Origin of the sequence: Brachybacterium squillarum M-6-3, from assembly GCF_000225825.1 — a bacterium.
Lineage (GTDB): Bacteria > Actinomycetota > Actinomycetes > Actinomycetales > Dermabacteraceae > Brachybacterium > Brachybacterium squillarum.
The window spans coordinates 1,247,587-1,265,916 of sequence record NZ_AGBX01000001.1 but is presented as its reverse complement, the minus strand read 5'-3'; the positions used below and the strand labels follow the sequence as shown (position 1 = coordinate 1,265,916).

At 74.4% G+C, this 18,330-nt stretch carries 14 protein-coding genes; 10 read left to right on the top strand and 4 right to left on the bottom strand.

The features are described from left to right. Window positions 1–21: 21 nt before the first annotated feature. Entirely contained in the window at window positions 22–1,977 is a 1,956-nt protein-coding gene (locus tag OM98_RS05570) for a penicillin-binding transpeptidase domain-containing protein (protein ID WP_010533610.1), read from the bottom strand. 82 nt (window positions 1,978–2,059) lie between these two features. Between OM98_RS05570 and OM98_RS05565 the strand changes: the two genes are divergently transcribed. The 10 genes from OM98_RS05565 (at window position 2,060) to OM98_RS05520 (ending at window position 16,958) form a co-directional block, all read left to right on the top strand. Beyond that, window positions 2,060–2,971: a PfkB family carbohydrate kinase gene (locus OM98_RS05565; RefSeq protein WP_010533609.1), complete on the top strand. Its 912-nt coding sequence runs from the start codon at window positions 2,060–2,062 to the stop codon at window positions 2,969–2,971. Window positions 2,972–3,069: 98 nt separating this feature from the next. Further along, on the top strand, window positions 3,070–3,831 hold the full coding sequence (locus tag OM98_RS05560; protein WP_010533608.1) for a glutathione peroxidase: 762 nt from the start codon (window positions 3,070–3,072) through the stop codon (window positions 3,829–3,831). Between the two features lie 142 nt (window positions 3,832–3,973). Next, complete coding sequence (locus OM98_RS05555; protein ID WP_010533607.1) at window positions 3,974–5,092, top strand: SPFH domain-containing protein; 1,119 nt, start codon at window positions 3,974–3,976, stop codon at window positions 5,090–5,092. A gap of 184 nt (window positions 5,093–5,276) precedes the next feature. Continuing rightward, entirely contained in the window at window positions 5,277–6,461 is a 1,185-nt protein-coding gene (locus OM98_RS05550) for a hypothetical protein (RefSeq protein ID WP_010533606.1), read from the top strand. Window positions 6,462–6,501: 40 nt separating this feature from the next. After that, the gene (locus OM98_RS05545; protein WP_010533605.1) at window positions 6,502–7,098 is read left to right on the top strand and encodes a hypothetical protein; all 597 of its coding nucleotides are present in this window, start codon (window positions 6,502–6,504) and stop codon (window positions 7,096–7,098) included. A gap of 69 nt (window positions 7,099–7,167) precedes the next feature. Further along, window positions 7,168–8,682, top strand: coding sequence for a CotH kinase family protein (locus OM98_RS05540; RefSeq protein ID WP_010533604.1), 1,515 nt, complete (start codon window positions 7,168–7,170; stop codon window positions 8,680–8,682). A gap of 220 nt (window positions 8,683–8,902) precedes the next feature. Beyond that, window positions 8,903–9,904 (top strand): IS481 family transposase, encoded by a 1,002-nt coding sequence (locus tag OM98_RS05535; protein ID WP_010533603.1) that lies wholly within the window; start codon window positions 8,903–8,905, stop codon window positions 9,902–9,904. A 73-nt stretch (window positions 9,905–9,977) separates the two neighbouring features. After that, entirely contained in the window at window positions 9,978–12,938 is a 2,961-nt protein-coding gene (locus OM98_RS05530; protein WP_010533602.1) for a PD-(D/E)XK nuclease family protein, read from the top strand. After that, entirely contained in the window at window positions 12,935–16,318 is a 3,384-nt protein-coding gene (locus OM98_RS05525) for a UvrD-helicase domain-containing protein (RefSeq protein WP_010533601.1), read from the top strand. Before OM98_RS05530 ends, OM98_RS05525 begins: the two co-directional genes overlap by 4 nt. Then, window positions 16,311–16,958, top strand: coding sequence for a nucleoside/nucleotide kinase family protein (locus OM98_RS05520; RefSeq protein ID WP_010533600.1), 648 nt, complete (start codon window positions 16,311–16,313; stop codon window positions 16,956–16,958). Before OM98_RS05525 ends, OM98_RS05520 begins: the two co-directional genes overlap by 8 nt. Before the next feature lie 26 nt (window positions 16,959–16,984). Here the strand turns inward: OM98_RS05520 and OM98_RS05515 are convergent, their stop codons facing one another. The 3 genes from OM98_RS05515 to OM98_RS16140 all read right to left on the bottom strand — a co-directional run bounded on the left by OM98_RS05515 (window position 16,985) and on the right by OM98_RS16140 (window position 18,241). Next, entirely contained in the window at window positions 16,985–17,482 is a 498-nt protein-coding gene (locus tag OM98_RS05515) for an FBP domain-containing protein (protein ID WP_010533599.1), read from the bottom strand. A gap of 127 nt (window positions 17,483–17,609) precedes the next feature. Then, a complete protein-coding gene (locus OM98_RS15150; RefSeq protein WP_245528742.1) occupies window positions 17,610–18,044 on the bottom strand; it encodes an aldo/keto reductase in 435 nt (144 codons plus the stop codon). Then, the gene (locus OM98_RS16140) at window positions 17,960–18,241 is read right to left on the bottom strand and encodes a hypothetical protein (RefSeq protein WP_245528722.1); all 282 of its coding nucleotides are present in this window, start codon (window positions 18,239–18,241) and stop codon (window positions 17,960–17,962) included. Before OM98_RS16140 ends, OM98_RS15150 begins: the two co-directional genes overlap by 85 nt. Between the last annotated feature and the right edge of the window lie 89 nt (window positions 18,242–18,330).

The window sequence follows — 18,330 nt, the reverse complement described above, 5'->3', positions numbered from 1 at the left end:
ACCCTCCGGGCGCGAGACACCTCAGAGGGCGGCGGCGCCCTCCAGGACCTCGCGGGCGATGGGCCCGGCGGTGACCGAGCCGTAGCTGCCGTCCTCGACGAACACGGCGATCGCGAGGTCGCCCTGGGCGACGATCACCCAGGAGTGCAGCTTGGTCTCGCCGTTCTCGTCGGTCCATTCGGCGGTGCCGGTCTTGCCGATCACCGGCTCCCCGTCGAGGTCGGCGAAGTCGTCGAGACTGCCGTCGGTGACGACGCCGCGCAGCATCTCCTGCATCTGCGCGGTCTCGTCCTCGGTGAGCGGCTCGTCGACCTCCACGGCCGCCGAGTCGTCGTCGGCCAGCACACGAGGGCTCACGGCCGCGCCGTTCTGGACGCTGGCCAGCACGGTCGCCATCGCCAGCGGCGAAGCCAGCACGCGGCCCTGGCCGAGCATCGCGGCGGCGTGCTCGGTGCCGGTGTCCTCCGGATCGACCGAGCCCATGAAGGCGTCCAGTCCCTCGGGGGTCTCCTGACCGATGCCGAGGGTGGTGGCGGCCGCGGCGAGCTGCTCTTGGCTGACGGTGTCGGACTCGAGCACCATCGCGGTGTTGCAGGAGTGGGCGACGGCCTCGGCGAGGGTCATGGTGCCGAACAGGTCGGAGGAGAGGGAGTCCGCGTTCTTGAAGGAGCGGCCCTCCACGGTGGCGGTCTCGGGACACTGGACCTCGGAGGCGGGCGTGAGCCCGGCCCGCAGCAGACCCAGGGACGTCACCGTCTTGAAGGTGGAGCCGGGGGCGTACTGGCCGACCAGGCCGATCGGGTACTCCTGACCCTCGGGGCCCAGGGCCGCGGCGAGCAGGTCGCCGGTGGAGGGCTGCAGGGCGACCACGGCGGCCGGCGAGTCCTCCCCGGCGATGGCCTCGGTGGCCAGGCGCTGCAGCTCGTCGTCCAGGGTGATGGTGACGTCCTGCCCGGCGACGGGATCGGTGGACAGCAGGGAGCGCTCGGCACCGTCCTCGTCCACGGCGAGCACCTCGAGGCCATTGGTGCCGACCAGCTGGTCGCGGCGGGCCGCGGTGACGCCGCCGGTGGCGACGAGGTCCCCGGCGGCGACCTCCCCCTCGGACTCCTCGATGTCCTCGGCGGTGGCCTCGCGGAGGGAGCCGAGCACGCCGGGGGCGTAGTCCCGCTCGGCGGCCAGCGGCATCGTCTCCTCCTGGGCGAGGTAGCCGGTGATCTGCTCCGCGGCGTCGAGGTCGTAGTCCCCGGCGTCCTCGGCGCGGATGGTGAGGGCGGAGGCGAAGGCGTCCTCCCCGGAGGCCTCGACGGTGGCGGCGAAGTTGTCGGGGTCGATGCCCAGGGCGTCGGCGAGCTCGCGAGCGGCGGCGTCCTCCTCTTCCGCGGTGTCGAGCTGGGAGAGGTCCAGGCCGAGCACCAGCACGTCGCGGGGGCCGTAGAGGCTCACGCCGTCGCGGTCGAGGATCTCCCCGGCCTCGGCGGCGACCGCGTCGAGCTCGAGGTGCTCGGAGTCGGTCAGGTCCGGGGCGTAGACGGCGGGGTCGAGCCGCGCGGCCCAGCCGCCGTCGGCGCGGGCCAGGCTCGCCGGGGTCTCGTACTCCCAGGTGACGTCGTCGGCGAGGTCCCAGGTCCAGGCGAGGGTGAGGGCGCGCTCGCCCTCGGCGTCGGCATTGCCGCTGACCTCCACCTGCGGGCTGGCGCCGGAGTCCTCGAGCAGGGAGCCGAGGATGCGCTCGTGCTCCTCGGCTGCCGCGGCGGCATCGCCCGCGGCCAGCGCCAGGCCGGAGTAGTCCCCGCTCTCCAGGGCGGCGGCGAGCTGCTCGGCCTCTTCGGAGCCGTCGCCGCTGCGCCACCACCAGATGCCGCCGGCCACCAGGGCGATCACGGCCAGGCCGGCGACGATCACCAGGGGCAGGGCCCAGCGGCGGCGGGGCGCGCCCTCGACGGGAGCGTCGGCGGTGGGCTCGGTGGTGCTCATGGCGCCATTGTCGCGGAGGGGTCCGACGAACGTCCACGGAACCGGGCCGCCCGCTCCCCGTGGCGGCCCCTACACTCGGCCCATGCCCCGCGTCCTGCACACCGCCCAGGCCCTGGTCGACATGGTGCTCGAGGTGCCCGCCCTGCCCCCGAGCGGCGGCAACACCAATGCAGTCAGCGAGGAGCGCTACGCGGGCGGCGCCACCACCATCCTGGTCGCGGCCGCCCGCAGCGGCGCCCGCGCCGTCCACGGCGGCGCACACGGCACCGGGCCCCACGGGGACCTGGTGCGCGAGGCCCTCGCCGCCGACGGGGTGGAGCTGTCCGACCAGCCGCGCCCGGACCTCGACACCGGCTACTGCGTGGTGCTGGTCGAGCCCTCCGCCCAGCGCAGCTTCGTCACCGTCTACGGCGCGGAGCGGCAGGTCACCGCGGAGTCCCTGGCCCGACTCGCACCGGAGCCCGGAGACCTGCTGTGCCTGTCCGGCTACAGCCTGTTCGAGCCCACCCGGGATCCGCTGCTGGACTTCCTGGACACGGTGCCCGAGGGCGTGGAGGTGGTGCTCGACCCCGGCGAGCCCTTCGCCGGCTTCCCCCACGCGCTGCAGGACCGGGTGCTGGCCCGCACCACCGTGTGGACCTCCAACGCCGACGAGGCCCGGGCGCTGACCGGCCTGGACTCGGTGGAGGACACCCCGGAGGCGCTGCGCCGCCGTATCGGCTCCCACGCCGTCGTGGTGGTGCGGGAGGGCGAGCGCGGCTGCACCGTCTTCCACCACGGCCGCGGCACCGTGATCCCCGCCTTCCCGCAGAAGGCCGTGGACACCAACGGGGCCGGCGACACCCACACCGGGGTGCTGCTGGCCGAGCGCGCCCTCGGCGGGGACTGGGAGTCCGCCGCGACCCGCGCCAACGCCGCCGCCGCGATCGCCGTGACCCGCTGGGGACCGCGGGACGCCCCCACCCGCGCGGAGGTCGACGCCTTCCTCGGCTGAACACCCCGGCCGAGCGCCCCGATGACGGGTTCGCCCGGAGGCGAATCCGCCCGATCCGGTGGCCGCGACGTGACCTGCGTCCTAGGATGGATACTCCGATGGAGAGCGAGCCGATGGACAGAGTGCGCGACGAACGACACCCCTCCGACCCCCTCGGGGAGGACGTCACCGCAGGCCACGGGGATCCCGCCACGGGCGTGGGGATTCCCGCGGCCCTTCATGCGCCGCGCCGCCCGATCGCTCCGCGTCCCGAGGGGGTGCGCACCCCGCGGCCCGGCCGCGAACTGCCTGCCCCCGGTGCCTCCGCGGCGGGGGACGAGGACGGCGAGCGCACGATCCCCCGTCCCCGGACCGGCCCGCTGACCCTGCACGACTTCACCGCCACCACCATCGACGGCGCCGAGCAGGACCTCTCGATCTACCGCGGCCGGGTGGTGCTGGTGGTCAACACCGCCACCCGCTGCGCGCTGACCCCGCAGCTGGAGGGCCTGCAGACTCTGCAGCGGGCCTTCGCGGACCACGGCTTCACGGTGCTCGGCTTCCCCTCGGACCAGTTCCACCAGGACCCCGGCACCGACGAGGAGATCGCGAAGATCTGCACCTCCGCCTACGACATCTCCTTCCCGCTGTTCTCGAAGGTCGACGTGAACGGCGCCGGCTCGCATCCGCTGTGGGCCTGGCTGCGCGAGCAGAAGGGCGGCGTGATGGGCGGCCGCATCGCCTGGAACTTCACCAAGTTCCTGGTGGACGCCGAGGGCCGCGTGCTGCGCCGCTTCGCCCCGCCGGTGCCGCCGGTGCGCATCGCCCGGCGCATCGAGACCGAGCTGGGCCTGGCGCCGGGCAGCACGCCGCTGGGCTGAGCGCCGCCGTCCTCCGCCCCTCGCGCCCGGCCAACCGGTGCGCATCGGACGAGGTCAGCGACCGGACGGCGCGGGGCCACCGTTCGTCAGGACCCCTTGGTAGCGTGGCTCACATCGTTCACCATCCAGGAAAGGGGGGACCGTGGAAGGTATCGCCGCCATCCTCATCGTCCTCGTCATCGTCGTCGTGGTCCTCGGCGTCCTCGCCGCCCTGCTCTTCGGCGGCCTGCGCACCTCGATCATGTTCACCGTGCACACGCAGGAGAACGTGATCGTCGAGCGCTTCGGCAAGTTCCGTCGCGTCGCCCGCCCGGGCCTGAACTTCAAGGCGCCGTTCATCGACTCCACCACCCGCCCGATCTCGCTGCGCATCCAGCAGCTCGAGGTCAACATCGAGTCCAAGACCAAGGACAACGTGTTCGTGACGGTGCCGGTGGCGGTGCAGTACGTCATCAAGGAGGAGCAGGTCGTCGATGCGTACTACCGCCTCTCCAACCCCGAGGCGCAGATCCGCTCCTACGTCTTCGACACCGTGCGCTCGGCCCTGTCCAGCCTGAACCTCGACCAGGCCTTCGAGTCCAAGGACGACATCGCCCGCAACGTGGAGGAGACCCTCTCCGCCCGGATGCAGGAGTTCGGCTTCAACATCGTCAACACCCTGGTCCAGGACATCTCCCCCGACGGCCGCGTGCGCGACTCGATGAACTCCATCAACGCCGCCCAGCGCGACCGGGTGGCCGCGCAGTCCCTCGCCGAGGCCGACAAGATCAAGCGCGTCACCCAGGCCGAGGCCGAGGCCGAGTCCAAGCGCCTGCAGGGTGAGGGCGTCGCCGCCCAGCGCAAGGCCATCGCGATGGGCATCGCCGAGCAGTACGAGATGCTGCGCAAGGTCGGCATCGAGCACTCCGCCGAGCAGCTGCTGCTGATGACGCAGTACTTCGACACCATGCAGGACGTGGCCCGCAACGGTCGCTCCAACGTGCTGTACCTGCCCTCGAACCCCGGCGCCGTCGGCTCCATGGGCGAGGAGATCCGCACCGCGATGCTGCAGGCCCAGGCCGCGCACGACGCCGACGAGGGGGCAGACACCGCTGAGGGCGTGCAGCGTCAGCAGGCCGCCGCCCAGCAGCGGGCCCAGCGCGAGCAGCAGCGGGCCGATGCCGCGCGTCGCCAGGCCGAGCAGGCCGCCCGCGAGGCGCAGCGGAACCTCCCGAACGACGGGGACCTGCCGCCGTGGGCGCACCCCGGCAGCGCGAACTGACCGCCCTTCCGCTCTGACCTCGACGCCCTCACGGCCCGGCCGTGGGGGCGTCGTCGCGTCCCGGCCCTTCACCGCCCGGGTGTCGACCTTCGTCGGATCCGGCGACCGCGGTCATCGACCTCCGGGCCGCGCCCTGCGCCCGGGGTCTGATGCCCACCGCGGGGCCGCGGTGATGCCATGAACCATGAGCACCTCCGGCCCCCGCCCCGAGACCTCCGACGCCACCGCCGACCCTCGCCCCGGGACCTCCTCCTGGGCCGCCGCTCCCCCGACCGACACCGCCGACGACGAACCGGGGCGCGCCGCGGAGCCCTCCGTCCCCGATGACCGCGGGGACCCCGCCGCCGACTACTCCGCCGAGAAGCGCATGGGCCGCCTGGTCGCCGTGACCCTGGCCTGGTGGGCCCACGGCGGCGTGCGCCTGCTGCTGGCCGTGGCGATGCTCTACTACGGCTTCGCGAAGGTGTGGCTCGGCCAGTTCGGCGTCACCGGCTCCGGGGACGCCCTGATCGCCTTCGGGGAGATGAGCCCGATGGGGCTGCTGTGGCGGATGGTCGCCTTCTCCCCGCTGTTCCAGGTGCTCGCCGGGGTGGCCGAGGTGGGCGCGGCGATCGCCCTGCTGTGGCGGCGCTCGGCGCCGCTGGGCGCAACGATCGCCGCCGCCTCGATGAGCCTGGTGCTGGTGCTGAACCTCGGCTACGACGTGCCCGTCAAGCAGGGCGCCCTGCTGTGGCTTGTGCTCGCGCTGATCGTGCTGATCCCCTGGATGCCGCGCGTGGCGCGGGCCTTCCTGGGTCGCGGACCCATCGACCCCTCCCCGCTGCCCACGCTGATCCCCTGGCGGCCCGTCGCGCGGGTGACGAACGTGCTCGGTCCGATCGCCGGCCTGGCCCTCGTGGTCCTGATAGGCGTGGTCACCGCCCAGATGTACCCCTCGCGCATGCTCGACGAATCGACGCCCGCCGGAGTGTGGACCGTCGTCGAGGACACCGCGGAGCCCGCCGCCCAGCTCTCCGAGGACACCCGCTGGCAGTCCTTCGCCTACGACGAGCACGTCTACGGGGACCGCGCCCCCGCGCAGCTGCGCCTGGCCGACGGCACCCTGCTGGTCGGCATGGGGGTGAGGAACCCGGACGGCACGGTCACCCTCTCGATGACCCCGCCCCGCGAGGAGGGGCAGCGCGTCGCCGACTTCCTCAGCATCACCCCCACCGAGATCGTCCTGACCTTCACCGAGCAGGCCGACGGCACCCTGCACGTGACCGGCGAGGGGGTCGACCTGGTGCTCGCCCCCGACGAGGACGGCTCGGTGCTCTTCGATCGCGGCTTCTCCTGGAGCATCCGCCCGGACGACCCCTTCAACCGCTGATCCGCCCCGGCCCGGCCCGTCCTCGACATAGCCTCCTCCCATGGGCATCGAGGACGGGCCGGGCCGTGCGATCTCCCGGCGTCCCCACGCCTTGACCGCCCTGGCCGCCGCGCTGCTCTGGACAGGGGCGATCCTGCTGCTGCTCACCCTTGCCGGCGTGATCCTGGTGGCGGTCGGGATCGGTGTCAGCGAGGTGCTCACCCCCACCGCGGAGGGAGCCGCGCTCTCGTCCCGCCTCACCTGGTGGATCACGGTGCTGCAGGTATCCCTCCTGGTCGCCGCCGCCCTGACCCTGCTCGCGGACCTGATCACGGGGGTGCTCGCGGTCCGCCTGCTCGCCGCGCGGGCGTCGCGGCGGATCGTTCCGGTCACCACTCTGGCCTGCCTGGCCCTCAGCTCGCTGCTGCCGCTCGCCCTGGTCGGCGGCGCGGCGATCTCGACGGCGACGGACCGGGACGACCTGGCCACCTGGCTCGGCGTTGCCGCGCTGCTCGCGCTGTTCGGGCTCGGCTCGGTGCTGCGCACGGGCCAGCTGGCGGTGGCGATCCTCGACCTCGTGCATCCGCCCGCAGCCTCGCCGGGCCCTCGACGAGCCGCGGGTGGCCCGGGCGAAGAGCGGGCCACAGGTCAGGCGTAGCCCGGACATAGGCGATGCACAGCTCCGCGCGGTCTCGTGGAACCTCTCGCTCGTCACCTGGAGGTTCCCGTGCCCTGTTCGCCCCGCCTGACCCGTCGTTCCCTGTTGCTGGCCGCGGCGATCACCGGCACCGCAGCCGCCTGCAGCTCCGCGGGAGGCACCGGTGCGAGCGAGGGCGGCGACGCCGTCACCCCCACCACCGGCTCCGACCGCACCGACGTCTCCTCCCTGTGGGACGCGAGCACCCTGCACACCATCGAGGCGACCCTCGAAGAGGAGGAGCTCGCCGCCATGATCGAGACCTACCTCGACTCCGAGGAGAAGGAGTGGATCACCGGCCAGGTCACCATCGACGGCACCGCCTTCGAGGAGGTCGGCTTCAAGCTCAAGGGCAACTCCTCCCTGCAGGGCATCTCCACCGACGACGACCCGGCGACCCTGCCCTGGCGGATCCGCCTGGACAAGTACGTCGACGACCAGTCCTTCGAGGGGGCGGCGGACCTGGTGGTGCGCTCGACCACCACGGCGACCTCCCTGAACGAGGCCGTGGCCCTGGACCTGCTGGCCGAAGCAGGGCTCGCCTCCCAGCTCTCGGTGGCGACCGCCTTCACCGTGAACGGCGGCGATCCGCAGCTGCGGCTCGCCCTGGAGCACATGGACGACGCCTGGATGGCCTCGGTGTTCTCCGCCGACGGCACGCTGTACAAGTCCGATGCGGACGGCGACTGGTCCTACGTGGACGAGGACCCCGCCTCCTACGAGGAGGCCTTCGACGTGGAGGCCGGCGAGGAGGACTACACCCCGCTGATCGCCTTCCTGGAGTTCCTGGACTCCTCCAGCGACGAGGACTTCGCCGCCCAGCTGGAGCAGTACCTGGAGGTCGAGGCCTTCGCGCGCTACCTGGCGCTGGAGGACATGATGTCCAACTTCGACGACATCGACGGTCCGGGCAACAACTCCTACCTGTACTACGGCCCCGACGCGGGGACGATGACCGTGGTGGCCTGGGACCACAACCTCGCCTTCGGGGCCAGCAACGGCGGCGGAGGCCAGATGCCGGGCGGCGGCGAGCTGCCCGCCGACGGGGAGATGCCTGCCATGCCCTCGGACGCCGGTGGGGCGATGCCGGGCGGGGGCCAGATGCCGACCGACGGGGAGATGCCCGGCGGCGGCCAGATGCCCACCGATGGCGAGATGCCCTCCGATGCGGGGGGCGCGATGCCCTCGGACGCCGGCGGCGCGAGCGACGGCGGAGGCGGCCAGGGCGGCCCCGGGGGCGGCGGCATGCAGGGAAACAATCCTCTGGCCAGCCGCTTCACCGAGAACACGGAGTTCGCGGCCATGGTCGAGAAGCAGACCACCACGCTGCAGGAGGAGCTGGTGGACAGCGGGCGAGCCCAGGAGATCCTCGACGCCCGCGCCGCCGTGCTCACCGACCAGGCCTCGGAGCTGGTCTCCGCGGAGGACGTCACGACCGATGCCGAGCAGATCACCGCGGTGCTGGACGGGACGGCGGAGACCACCGGGCAGGGATCGGCGGCCTCGGACGCCGGCGGGGACGCCGCGAGCGATGGCGGGTCCTGAGCGGCGCGCCGTCCTGGCGCGAGGGCTCGACACCCGGCCGATGCCGTTCCCGGGGCCGGTCGGGAGTCGGGCCGTGGCGACCGCGATCGTTCGTCGGCCCCTCCCCTAGGTGTTGCGGGGCATGACGTTGTAGACGCTGGCCGGGGATGAAGGAACGGGCCCCGTGACCGGCACGATGGGTGGTGTCTAGACAGCCATCTCGCGGCAGGAGGCCCGTTCCATGACCCACCGTAATGCCCCGCTGACGACGCTTGGGAGACAGCGAGCCATCGACCAGGTGATCGAGAGAGGCCGTCCGATCGCGCACGTCGCCGCGGAGTTCCACATCGCCCGAACGACGCTCTCGAAATGGGTCGGCCGCTTCCGCGAGCACGGCGAGCTCGGTCTGCAGGACCGCTCCAGCGCGCCAGCGAACCGACCCACCCGGCTCCCGGTCTGGGTGCTCGAGCTGATCGAGTCCTGGCGGCGAGAGAAGAAGTGGTCCGCCCGCCGGATCGCCCGCGAACTCACCGACGGCCACGGCTTCGCATGCTGCGTGCGGACGGTGACTCGCTGGCTGGACCGCCTGGGATTGAACCGGATCCGAGACATCACCCCGGACGGAGAGAACCTGCGTCGACCAGGGAAGATCCACGCCCGGTATCCCGGGCACATGGTCCACATGGACGTGAAGAAGATCGGCAAGCTCCGCGACGGCGGGGGCTGGTGGGCGCATGGCCGCGGTTCCGTGCAGGACAAGAAGAAGCACTCGCAGCGGATTGGCTACACCTACCTCCACTCGATCATCGACGGGTTCTCCCGCCTGGCCTACACCGAAGCACTCGAGGACGAAACTGCCGCAACGACCATCGCGTTCTTCCACCGCGCCCGGGCATTCTTCACCGCCCACGGGATCACGCGAATCTCCCGCCTGATCACCGACAACGGCAGCAACTACACCGCCAAAGCGTTCCGACGTTCAACCAGGGCGTTCATCGGCCGGCACCAGCGCACCAGGATCTACACGCCTCGGCACAACGGGAAGGTCGAGCGCTACCAGCGGATCATGACCGACGAATGCCTCTACGCCCGCGCCTATGCCTCCGAGAATGAGCGGCGAGACGCGATCAGGATCTGGGCCCACCACTACGACTACCATCGCCCCCACACCGCCTGCAGCGATCAGCCCCCAGCCTCACGCCTCCACACCGGCGTCGGTAACGTCATGGCCAACTACACCTAGGCTGGGGACACGCTCCTGAGCAGGGGCGGCTCCGGCCGGTGGTCGGGGCGGGGTCGACGGAGGAGCCGCGGGGATGCAGATCGAGCTCGGCTGGTCCCTGGACGGCGCGGCCTGGGGGGAAGCCTCCGCGGGGCGGGCCGCTGCGGGCCGCCTGCGGCAGGGGCCGCGCGGCCTCCTGACCCTGCTGCAGGGTCGCCTCGGCCTCACCCATCCCGCGGTCGAGCCGGTCGTGCGCACCACCCAGTACCTGCGCCTGGTCCAGCAGCACCTCGCCGAGCTCCCGGACCCCTCCGACTTCTGGCCTGCGGCCTCGATGCGCACCGACCCCTGGTCCACCGCCGCCCTCCTGCTGCGGCTGCGCGACGCCGCCGTGGAGGCCGGCTGGGACGCCGGGGAGAGCGCCGATCGACCCGGCGAGGGGGCGGGAGGTTCCGCCGGGGTCCCGGCGCTGCCGCCGCGGCTGGCGGCCCTCGCGGTCCTGGAGGGGCGGGTCGTGGTCGGCATGCCCGGCACCGAGGACGGTGACGGCCGCGCGGCCACCCTCTCCCCGGGCGCCGCCGATGACCTCCGCGAGGTGCACGCCGAGCTGCGGGCGCTGCGCGAGGGCGGGGCGGGCTGGCCGCTCGGCATCACCGCGATCACCCTGACGGAGGACCCGTCCCGGCTCCAGGGCCGCTGGCCCTCGCTGCTCGGGGAACTGGCCGCGGCGGGCGTCGCCGTGGAGGTCGACCCGTCCCCGGCATCGTCCGCGCCCGCCCTGCACGTGGTGGAGTGCCGCGAGGAGTTCTCCGCGGCCGAGGTCGCCGCGCGGCTGCTCGCCGCCGACACCACGCCGAAGACGGGCACGGGCGACTCCGAACCGGGCGAGCCTGCCCCGGACCGTCCTACCACCGACGATGCGGCCCCGGGCACGACCGTGCTCGCCACGGCCGACACCAGCGTGCTCGACCAGGCGCTGCGCCGTCGCGGCCTGCCCCCGGTGGGACTGGTGGACCGCTCCGCCGACCGGGCGCCGCAGCAGCTGCTGGGGCTGTTCCTGGACGTGGCGATCGCCCCGGTGGACGTGCACCAGCTCGCCGCGCTGCTGGACCTGCGCATCCTGCCCGCCCCCGAGGACGCTGCGGAGCCGGTGGGGCTGGTGCCCGCGGCCGCGCGGCGACGGCTGCTGCGCGCCCTCGCCCAGGAGCCCGGCATCGGCGGCCCCGCCTGGCGCGACGCCCTGGACCGCCTCGCCCAGGACGTCCGGGAAGCACCCACCGAACGCCACGACGCCGCCGAGCGCGCGCTGGAGGCCGCCCGCGCCCTCGACGCCCTGGTCACCGACCCTCTGCAGCCCGAGGCGCTCACCCCGGCCGCACTCGACCGCCGCCTGGACTGGCTGACCGCCCGCCTGCGCGCCGTCGCCCGCGGGGAGAGCGAGCTGACCGCGGTGCTCGCGCAGACCGCGACCCTGCGCGAGGTGCTGGCGCTGCTGCCCCCGGACACGCCCCTGCGCCGCCGCACCCTCGGCCAGATCGTCGAGGCCTGCGCCGCGGGCGGCACCTCGCCGCTCTCCCGCCGGGAGGTGACCCCCTGGGCGGTGACCTCCTCCCCCGCCCAGCTCCGACCCGGCACCCGCGTGCTGTGGTGGGCACCGGGCGAGGACGGCATCCGTCCCTCCCCGCGCTGGGACCCCTCCGAGGTCGCGGCCCTCGCCGCGGCCGGTGCCCGGGTGCCGACCCCGGAGGAGTCGGTGGCCCTGCAGGTCGAGGCCGCCGGCCGGGGACTGCGCGGCGCCGCCGAGGTGATCGCGGTGCTTCCCGGGCGGGTGCGGGAGCAGGCTCCGCCGCCCAGCGGCCTGCTGGCCGATCTCGAGGCGACCGCCGGCACGCCACGTCTCCCCCCCGAGGACCTCGTGGACGGCGAGGTCTGGCGCCTCGCCGGACGCAGCCGCCCCCTGCACCGCCCCGGCGCGTCCACCGCAGGGGACCCGGCCCCTCCCCGGCGCCGCATCGCCCCGGGATCGGCCGCCGCCCGCCCCGAGCGCCTCTCCTTCACCCAGCTCGACTCGCTGCTGGGCTGCCCCCACCACTGGATGCTCGAACACCGCCTCGGGGTGCGCCCCGCCGCCGTCGCCGCCCTGCCGACGGGCAGCCGCATGATCGGCTCCCTGGTCCACGCCGTCGTCGAGCAGCTGGTCGGCGAGACCCTCGACCCCGCCCGCGGCGGCACCCCGCTCGAGGCCCCCGCGGCCGCACGCATCGGGTCGACCTTCGACGCCCTGGTGCCGCAGCTCGCCTCCGAGCTGGACCTGCCCGGACGCGCCACGGAGCGTGCCGAGATCCGCGAACGCGCCGTGCGCTCCCTGCACACCCTGTTCGCCCGCGCGGCCCGGGCGGGTCTGCGCATCACCGGCAGCGAACGGCGCTTCGAGCTGCCCCTGCCGATCCCCCTGCCGGACGGCACCACCCACGCCGCCACCTTCGTCGGCAGCCGCGACCTCGATGCCCGCGACGCCACCGGCCGCGCCACCGTGCTGGACCTCAAGTGGTCCCGCAGCCGTCGCCGCTACGGCGACCTCTACGACACCGGCGAGGCGATCCAGCTCGCCTCCTACGCCTGGGCGCTCGGGCAGGAGGACCCGGCCACCGACCCCGCTGACCCGGCTGCCTCCACCCAGGCAGCCCCCGCCGACGCCGTCACCGAGCCCGCCGCCGTCGGCTATTTCCTGCTGCGCAGCGGCGAGTTCGTGGCCGCCGACCCGGAGCTGGATCCCCACCGCCGCACCCCGATGGACACGGAGGACAGCTGGGCCCGCGCGCTCACGGCGACGGGACGGGTGCTCGCCGAGATCGCGCACGGCGAGGTGCGGATCGGCTGCCGCGGCCTGCTCGAGGACGCCGACCTCCCGCCCGACGCCCCCTACCCCCAGCGGCATCGCGCCGTCGAGCATGCCCGGGCCGCGGCCCGCGCCGACGGCGGCATCCTCGTCGAGGACCACTGCGCCACCAGCGACTACGCCCAGCTCTGCGGGCTGCGGGAGGACCACCGATGAGCGTCACCCTGATCAACGCCTCGGCCGGCTCGGGGAAGACCCACCGCCTCACCCACGAGATCGCCGCCCGCATCCGCGAGGGGCTGCGGCCCTCCGAGCTGATCGCCACCACCTTCACCCGCAAGGCCGCCGCCGAGCTGCAGGACCGCGTCCACCGCACCCTGCTCGAGGACGGCCAGACGGAGGCCGCCCGCGGCATCGACAGCGCCCTGATCGGCACGGTCAATGCGGTGGCCGGGCAGCTGGTGCGGGAGTTCGCGCTCGACGCCGGCATCTCCCCCGAGGTGCAGGAGCTGGACGAGGAGCGCCAGCGCGCCGCCTTCGCCGCCGCCATCGACGAGGCCGCCGCCCGCGCCGGGGAGCGGGCCGGGGACCTGCTGGCCCGCACCGAGCACGACGGCGAGGAGGACCCGGCGCTGCCCTACCTCGCCACCGCCTCCTGGCGCACCCCGGTGCGGCAGCTCGCCGAGAAGGCCCGCACCAACGACCTCTCCCCCGTCACGCTGCGCGAGTCCGCCGCGGCGGCCTGGGAGGAGTACCGCACGGCCGCCCTGCCCGCCCCCGGCGAGGACCGGCGCGGCGCCTGGCTGTCCCTGTTCGACACCGCCCTGGACGCCCTGCGCGCCGGGATCGCCCAGGGCGGCACGGGCGCCTCGACCCTGGAGCGGCACCTCGGCGGCCTCGAGCAGCTCCGCCGCGACCTCGCCGACCCGGCTCGTGCCCCCTGGTCCGGCTGGGCGAAGCTGACGCGGGTCGCCCGCGGCAAGGCCGGGGACCCCGAGGCCGGTGGGAAGTACGCCTACTCCAAGGGTGTGGACGAGATCCTGCTGGGCACCTCCCGGATGGTCGAGGCGGAGCTGGCCGCGAACCCCGTCCTGCAGGACGACGTGCGGGGCCTGATCACCCTGGTGATGGACACGGCCGCCGACTCCCTGGACGCCTACGCCCGCTACAAGGACGAGCTGGGCCTGATGGATTTCATCGACCAGGAGGTCCTGGCCCTGCGGCTGCTGCGCGAGCGTCCGCGGGTGCGGGAGGTGATCGCCGCCCGGGTGCGGCTGCTGGCGGTCGACGAGTTCCAGGACACCTCCCCCGTCCAGCTCGCCCTGTTCCTCGAGCTCGCCGGCCTGGTCGAGGACCTGATCTGGGTGGGCGACCCGAAGCAGGCCATCTACGGCTTCCGCGAGGCGGATCCCGAGCTGATGCGGGGCATCCTCGACCTGGTCACGGGCGGCGGCACCGCCCTCGGCGAGGCCGTCGCCGAGGACCTGCGGGAGTCCTGGCGCTCCCAGGAGCCGGTGCTCGACCTGGTCGGCGCCGTGTTCCCCGCCGTCTTCCCCGAACTGCCGCGCGAGCAGGTGGTGCTGGAGGCGGCCCCCGGTGCCGTCGCCCGTCGCGCCGCGGCGGGCCGCGCCCCGGGCCGGGTGGAGGTCTGGACCCCCCAGTACAGCGGGCGCCGTTCCCAGGGCGCCCACGCGGAGGCCCTGGCCGAGGGGGTGGCCGCCCTGCTCGCCGAGGACGGCTCCGACCCGGCCGACGTGGCGGTGCTGGTGCGCTCGAACGCGCAGGCCCGTCGGGTGGCCGAGGCGCTCGCGGCCCGCGGCGTCCCCGCCTCCGGGCAGGGCATCGGCCTGCTGGACTCCCGCGAGGGGCGTCTGGTGCGGGCGGCCCTGGCCGTCACCCTCGATCTCTCCGACACCCTCGCCCTCACCGAACTGGTGGACCTGCTGCCCGACCATGCCGCGCACGTCGGCTGGTTCGCGCAGCTCGCCGCCGCGCCCGACGCCGTCGCCCGGCAGCAGGTCTTCACAGACTGGTGGCAGGACGCCACGCTGCGCGGCCTGCACGCGCTGCGGGCGGCCGCGGTGCTGCTGACGCCTGGGGAGATGATCACCGCCCTGATCGACGCCCTGGACCTGCCCGAGCGGATCCGCGGCTGGTCGGTGCCGGAGCAGCGGCTGCGCACCCTGGACGCGCTGCGCGCCCTGGCCGCGGAGTACACCGAGCAGACCCGCTCCGCCGGTGCGCCCGTCACCCTGCCGGGCCTGCGGGCCGCGCTGGACGCCACCGACCGCGGGCCCGAGCTCGACGGCCTGCCGGACACCGTCTGGGTCGGCACCGTGCACGGCGCGAAGGGCCTGGAGTGGTCCCGCGTGGTGGTGATGCTGGAGTCCGCCGTGAAGGACCGCGCGCACACCAGCGGGGTGATGGTTGTGCCCGCCCCGCAGCTCGACGTGCTGGATCCGCTGGCCGGGCGCTCCCTGCGCTACTGGCCCGCGGTGCTGGGCGGCTTCCCGCCGGTGCAGGAGGCCCTCGCCGCCACGACGCACGCCGAGCGCCGCTCCCGGCAGGAGCGCGAGGAGTCCGGCCGTCTGCAGTACGTGGCCCTCACCCGCGCCCGGGACGTCACCGTGCTCAGCGGCGACGGCACGGCCCCCGTGCTCGACGCCCTGGTCGGGGGCGAGGAGCCGCTGCTGCGCTGGTCCCCCGGGGAGGACCTGCTGCACCTCGCGGGCGGGACGGCGCTGCCCGTCCGCTCCCGCGGGCTGCCCACCGATCCCGCTGATCCGGACGACACCGCGCGGCCCCGGTATGCGGCCGGGCGCAGTGCCCTGGTGGCCAGCGACCTCACCGGTCCGCGCCCCGAGGTCGCCGCCGGGCCCGGGGCGCGGATGCAGGCCTCCGGTGTCGCCTCCGCCGCCGAGCTCGGCACCGTCGCGGAACCCCGGACGATCGGCCCGGCCCTGGTCAGCGGAGGCGGGAAGGGCTGGGACCGGGTCGGCGAGGCCGTGCACGCCTACCTCGCACTGCCGCTGGCCGAGCTCACCCCGGCGCTGCGGCAGCGCGCCGCGGAGCGCCTGGTGGACCGCTGGGCCGTGCGCCGCGCCGTCGGGCCCCAGGCGCTGCTGCGCGCGGGTGAGGCGTGGATGGGGTTCCTCGCCGCCGAGCTGCCCGGTGCCGAGCAGGTCACCGAGCAGCCCATCGCCTGGTGGAACGAGGACGGTCAGACGATGGAGGGCTGGATCGACGCGCTGCTGCGCCGGCCGGACGGCTCGACCGTGCTGGTGGACCACAAGACCTACCCCGGCGAGGACCCGGCCGCGCACGTGCGCGAGCACCACCTGGGCCAGCTCGCCACCTACGCCGACGCCCTCGCGGCCGCCGGGCAGCGCCCCGACCGGGTGCTGGTCCACCTGCCCCTGCGCGGTGAGGTGGTCGAGGTGCATCTGCACCAGGTCGAGCCGCACGCCGATGACGCGGAGCCGCGGCCCGCCCCGATGACACGAGGCGACCGGTCGGCTCTGCCCCCGTCAGCCGCGGCAGTCACCGCGGAGGCGCGCGCCGGCACGATCCCCGGCCTGGAAGTGCCCGATGCCTGAGATCCTGACCACCCCCGCCGCCGTCGCCGAGGCGGCGCGGGCCCTGCTGGATGCGGCCCTCCGCGACGGGCGGCGCCTGCTCGGCGTGGCCGGGGCGCCCGGCGCCGGCAAGTCCACGCTCACCGCGGCCCTGGTCGAGCAGCTCCCGGCAGGATCCTGCGTGGTGGTGCCGATGGACGGCTTCCACCTGGCCGACGTCGCCCTGGACCGGCTCGGACGCCTGGACCGCAAGGGCGCCCCGGACACCTTCGACGCCGAGGGCTACACGGCGCTGCTGCAGCGGCTGCGCACCGGCCGCCCGCAGGACGCCTCGGTCTGGGCGCCGATGTTCGAGCGGGACCTCGAGCAGGCCCTCGCCGGGGCCATCGAGGTGCCGGGCGAGGTGCCGCTCGTGATCACCGAGGGCAACTACCTGCTGCTCGAGGACGGGCCCTTCGGGCCCGTGCGCGCCCTGTTGGACGCCTGCTGGCTGGTCGAGACCCCAGAGGAGCTGCGCCACCAGCGACTGATCGCCCGGCACGAGCGCTTCGGCAAGTCACCGCGGCGGGCCCGTGCCTGGGCGCTCGGCCCCGACGAGGACAACGCGCGCCGGGTCGCGGCGAGCGCCCACCGCGCCGACGCCGTCATCCACCTGGACTGAGACGCCGCTCGGGCCGCTCGGACGGCTCAGCCGCGCTGCACGGCGCGGACGAAGGCGCTGGACCGCTCCCGCAGTCCGGCGATCTTCTCCTCGCGGTGGTAGGCCAGCAGCTCCGGGTCCTCGGTGCGCAGCTCGAAGGAGCTGGGGGCGCGGCGCACGTTGCGGGAGCAGCGGAAGTCGGCGCAGATCATGGTGCCGACGGTGTTGCCGCGGCGTCCCGAGTCCCCGGCGAGCGGCGCCACGAAGGAGGCGGCGCGGATGCCCTCGACGACGTCCTCGCACCAGGAGCACAGCACCTTCTTCGCCGGCGGGTTCTCCGCGCCCCGCAGGATCATCACGGCGGGCGCGCCGTCCAGCTCGAGCGCCACGTAGTGCAGGCGGGGCCGCTTGGCGTCCTGCCAGCCCAGGTAGTCCAGGGACTCCCAGTCCACGCCGTCCAGCTCGGGCAGGGTGGCGCGCTTGGCGTCGCCCTTGGAGCCGTTCACGAGGGCGGCGCGGAGGTCGTCGGCGGTCATCGGGATCATGCCTCGATCCTCGCAGACCCTCGCAAGCACTTTTCCCGCCGCCGCCCCGCTCCCGGGTGGGGGCCCGGGGGCGTGGGCGCCCGGGGCACGGGCGGCCGGGTGGAGAGACGTCCGGCAGCGGGAGGCCTCAGCCCTCCAGGATCGTGCCGATGGCCTCCAGCTCGGCCGGCTCCAGGCGCAGGGTCATCGCGCCGGCGGAGTCGAGGATCGAGGCGGGGCGTCCGGCACCGGAGATCGGCACCACCCGCTCGCCCAGGGACAGCTCCCAGGCCAGGGTCACCTGCTGCGGGCTGACGCCGTGCGCGCGGGCCGCCTCGCCGATCGCGGGGGAGCGCTCCCCCACCCCGGCCGAGCCGCCGCCGATGCCGCCGAGCGGCGACCAGGGCACGAAGGCGATCCCGTGCTCCTCGCAGTGGCGCAGCTCGCGGACCACGTCGATCTCCTCGACGTCGGCGTTGGAGATGCCGATCTCACGGATCAGCCCCTCCTGCTGCAGCGCTGCGAGGGCCTCGACGGAGTCGGCGTAGCGCAGGCGGCGGTCGGGCCGGTGCCAGTAGTACAGGTCGATCGCGTCGACGCCGAGCCGGGCGAGCCGTCGCGACCCCAGGTCTCACCCTCGCCGCGGGTGATGCCGCCTTTGGTGGCGAGCACGACGTCGGCGGGGGTGCGCCCCATCGACAGCGGCATCACGCCGAGGCCGAGGGCGGAGACGGTGAGGGAGCCGATGGGGCGGGTGGGGGCGGGCGCGATGGCGGTCAAGGCTTGAGACTACGCGCCCGGTCAGCGCCCGATGTGTCCCGGGACACAGAGGGCAAAAGGGATCCCCCTTCGCCCGATTTCCTCGTTCC

Bases quoted from the DNA above. Each gene is read 5' to 3' on its own strand.
- OM98_RS05570 (WP_010533610.1), bottom strand. From the start codon at position 1,977: ATGAGCACCACCGAGCCCACCGCCGACGCTCCCGTCGAGGGCGCGCCC.
- OM98_RS05565 (WP_010533609.1), top strand. From the start codon at position 2,060: ATGCCCCGCGTCCTGCACACCGCCCAGGCCCTGGTCGACATGGTGCTC.
- OM98_RS05560 (WP_010533608.1), top strand. From the start codon at position 3,070: ATGGAGAGCGAGCCGATGGACAGAGTGCGCGACGAACGACACCCCTCC.
- OM98_RS05550 (WP_010533606.1), top strand. From the start codon at position 5,277: ATGAGCACCTCCGGCCCCCGCCCCGAGACCTCCGACGCCACCGCCGAC.
- OM98_RS05545 (WP_010533605.1), top strand. From the start codon at position 6,502: ATGGGCATCGAGGACGGGCCGGGCCGTGCGATCTCCCGGCGTCCCCAC.
- OM98_RS05535 (WP_010533603.1), top strand. From the start codon at position 8,903: ATGACCCACCGTAATGCCCCGCTGACGACGCTTGGGAGACAGCGAGCC.
- OM98_RS05530 (WP_010533602.1), top strand. From the start codon at position 9,978: ATGCAGATCGAGCTCGGCTGGTCCCTGGACGGCGCGGCCTGGGGGGAA.
- OM98_RS05525 (WP_010533601.1), top strand. From the start codon at position 12,935: ATGAGCGTCACCCTGATCAACGCCTCGGCCGGCTCGGGGAAGACCCAC.
- OM98_RS05520 (WP_010533600.1), top strand. From the start codon at position 16,311: ATGCCTGAGATCCTGACCACCCCCGCCGCCGTCGCCGAGGCGGCGCGG.
- OM98_RS05515 (WP_010533599.1), bottom strand. From the start codon at position 17,482: ATGATCCCGATGACCGCCGACGACCTCCGCGCCGCCCTCGTGAACGGC.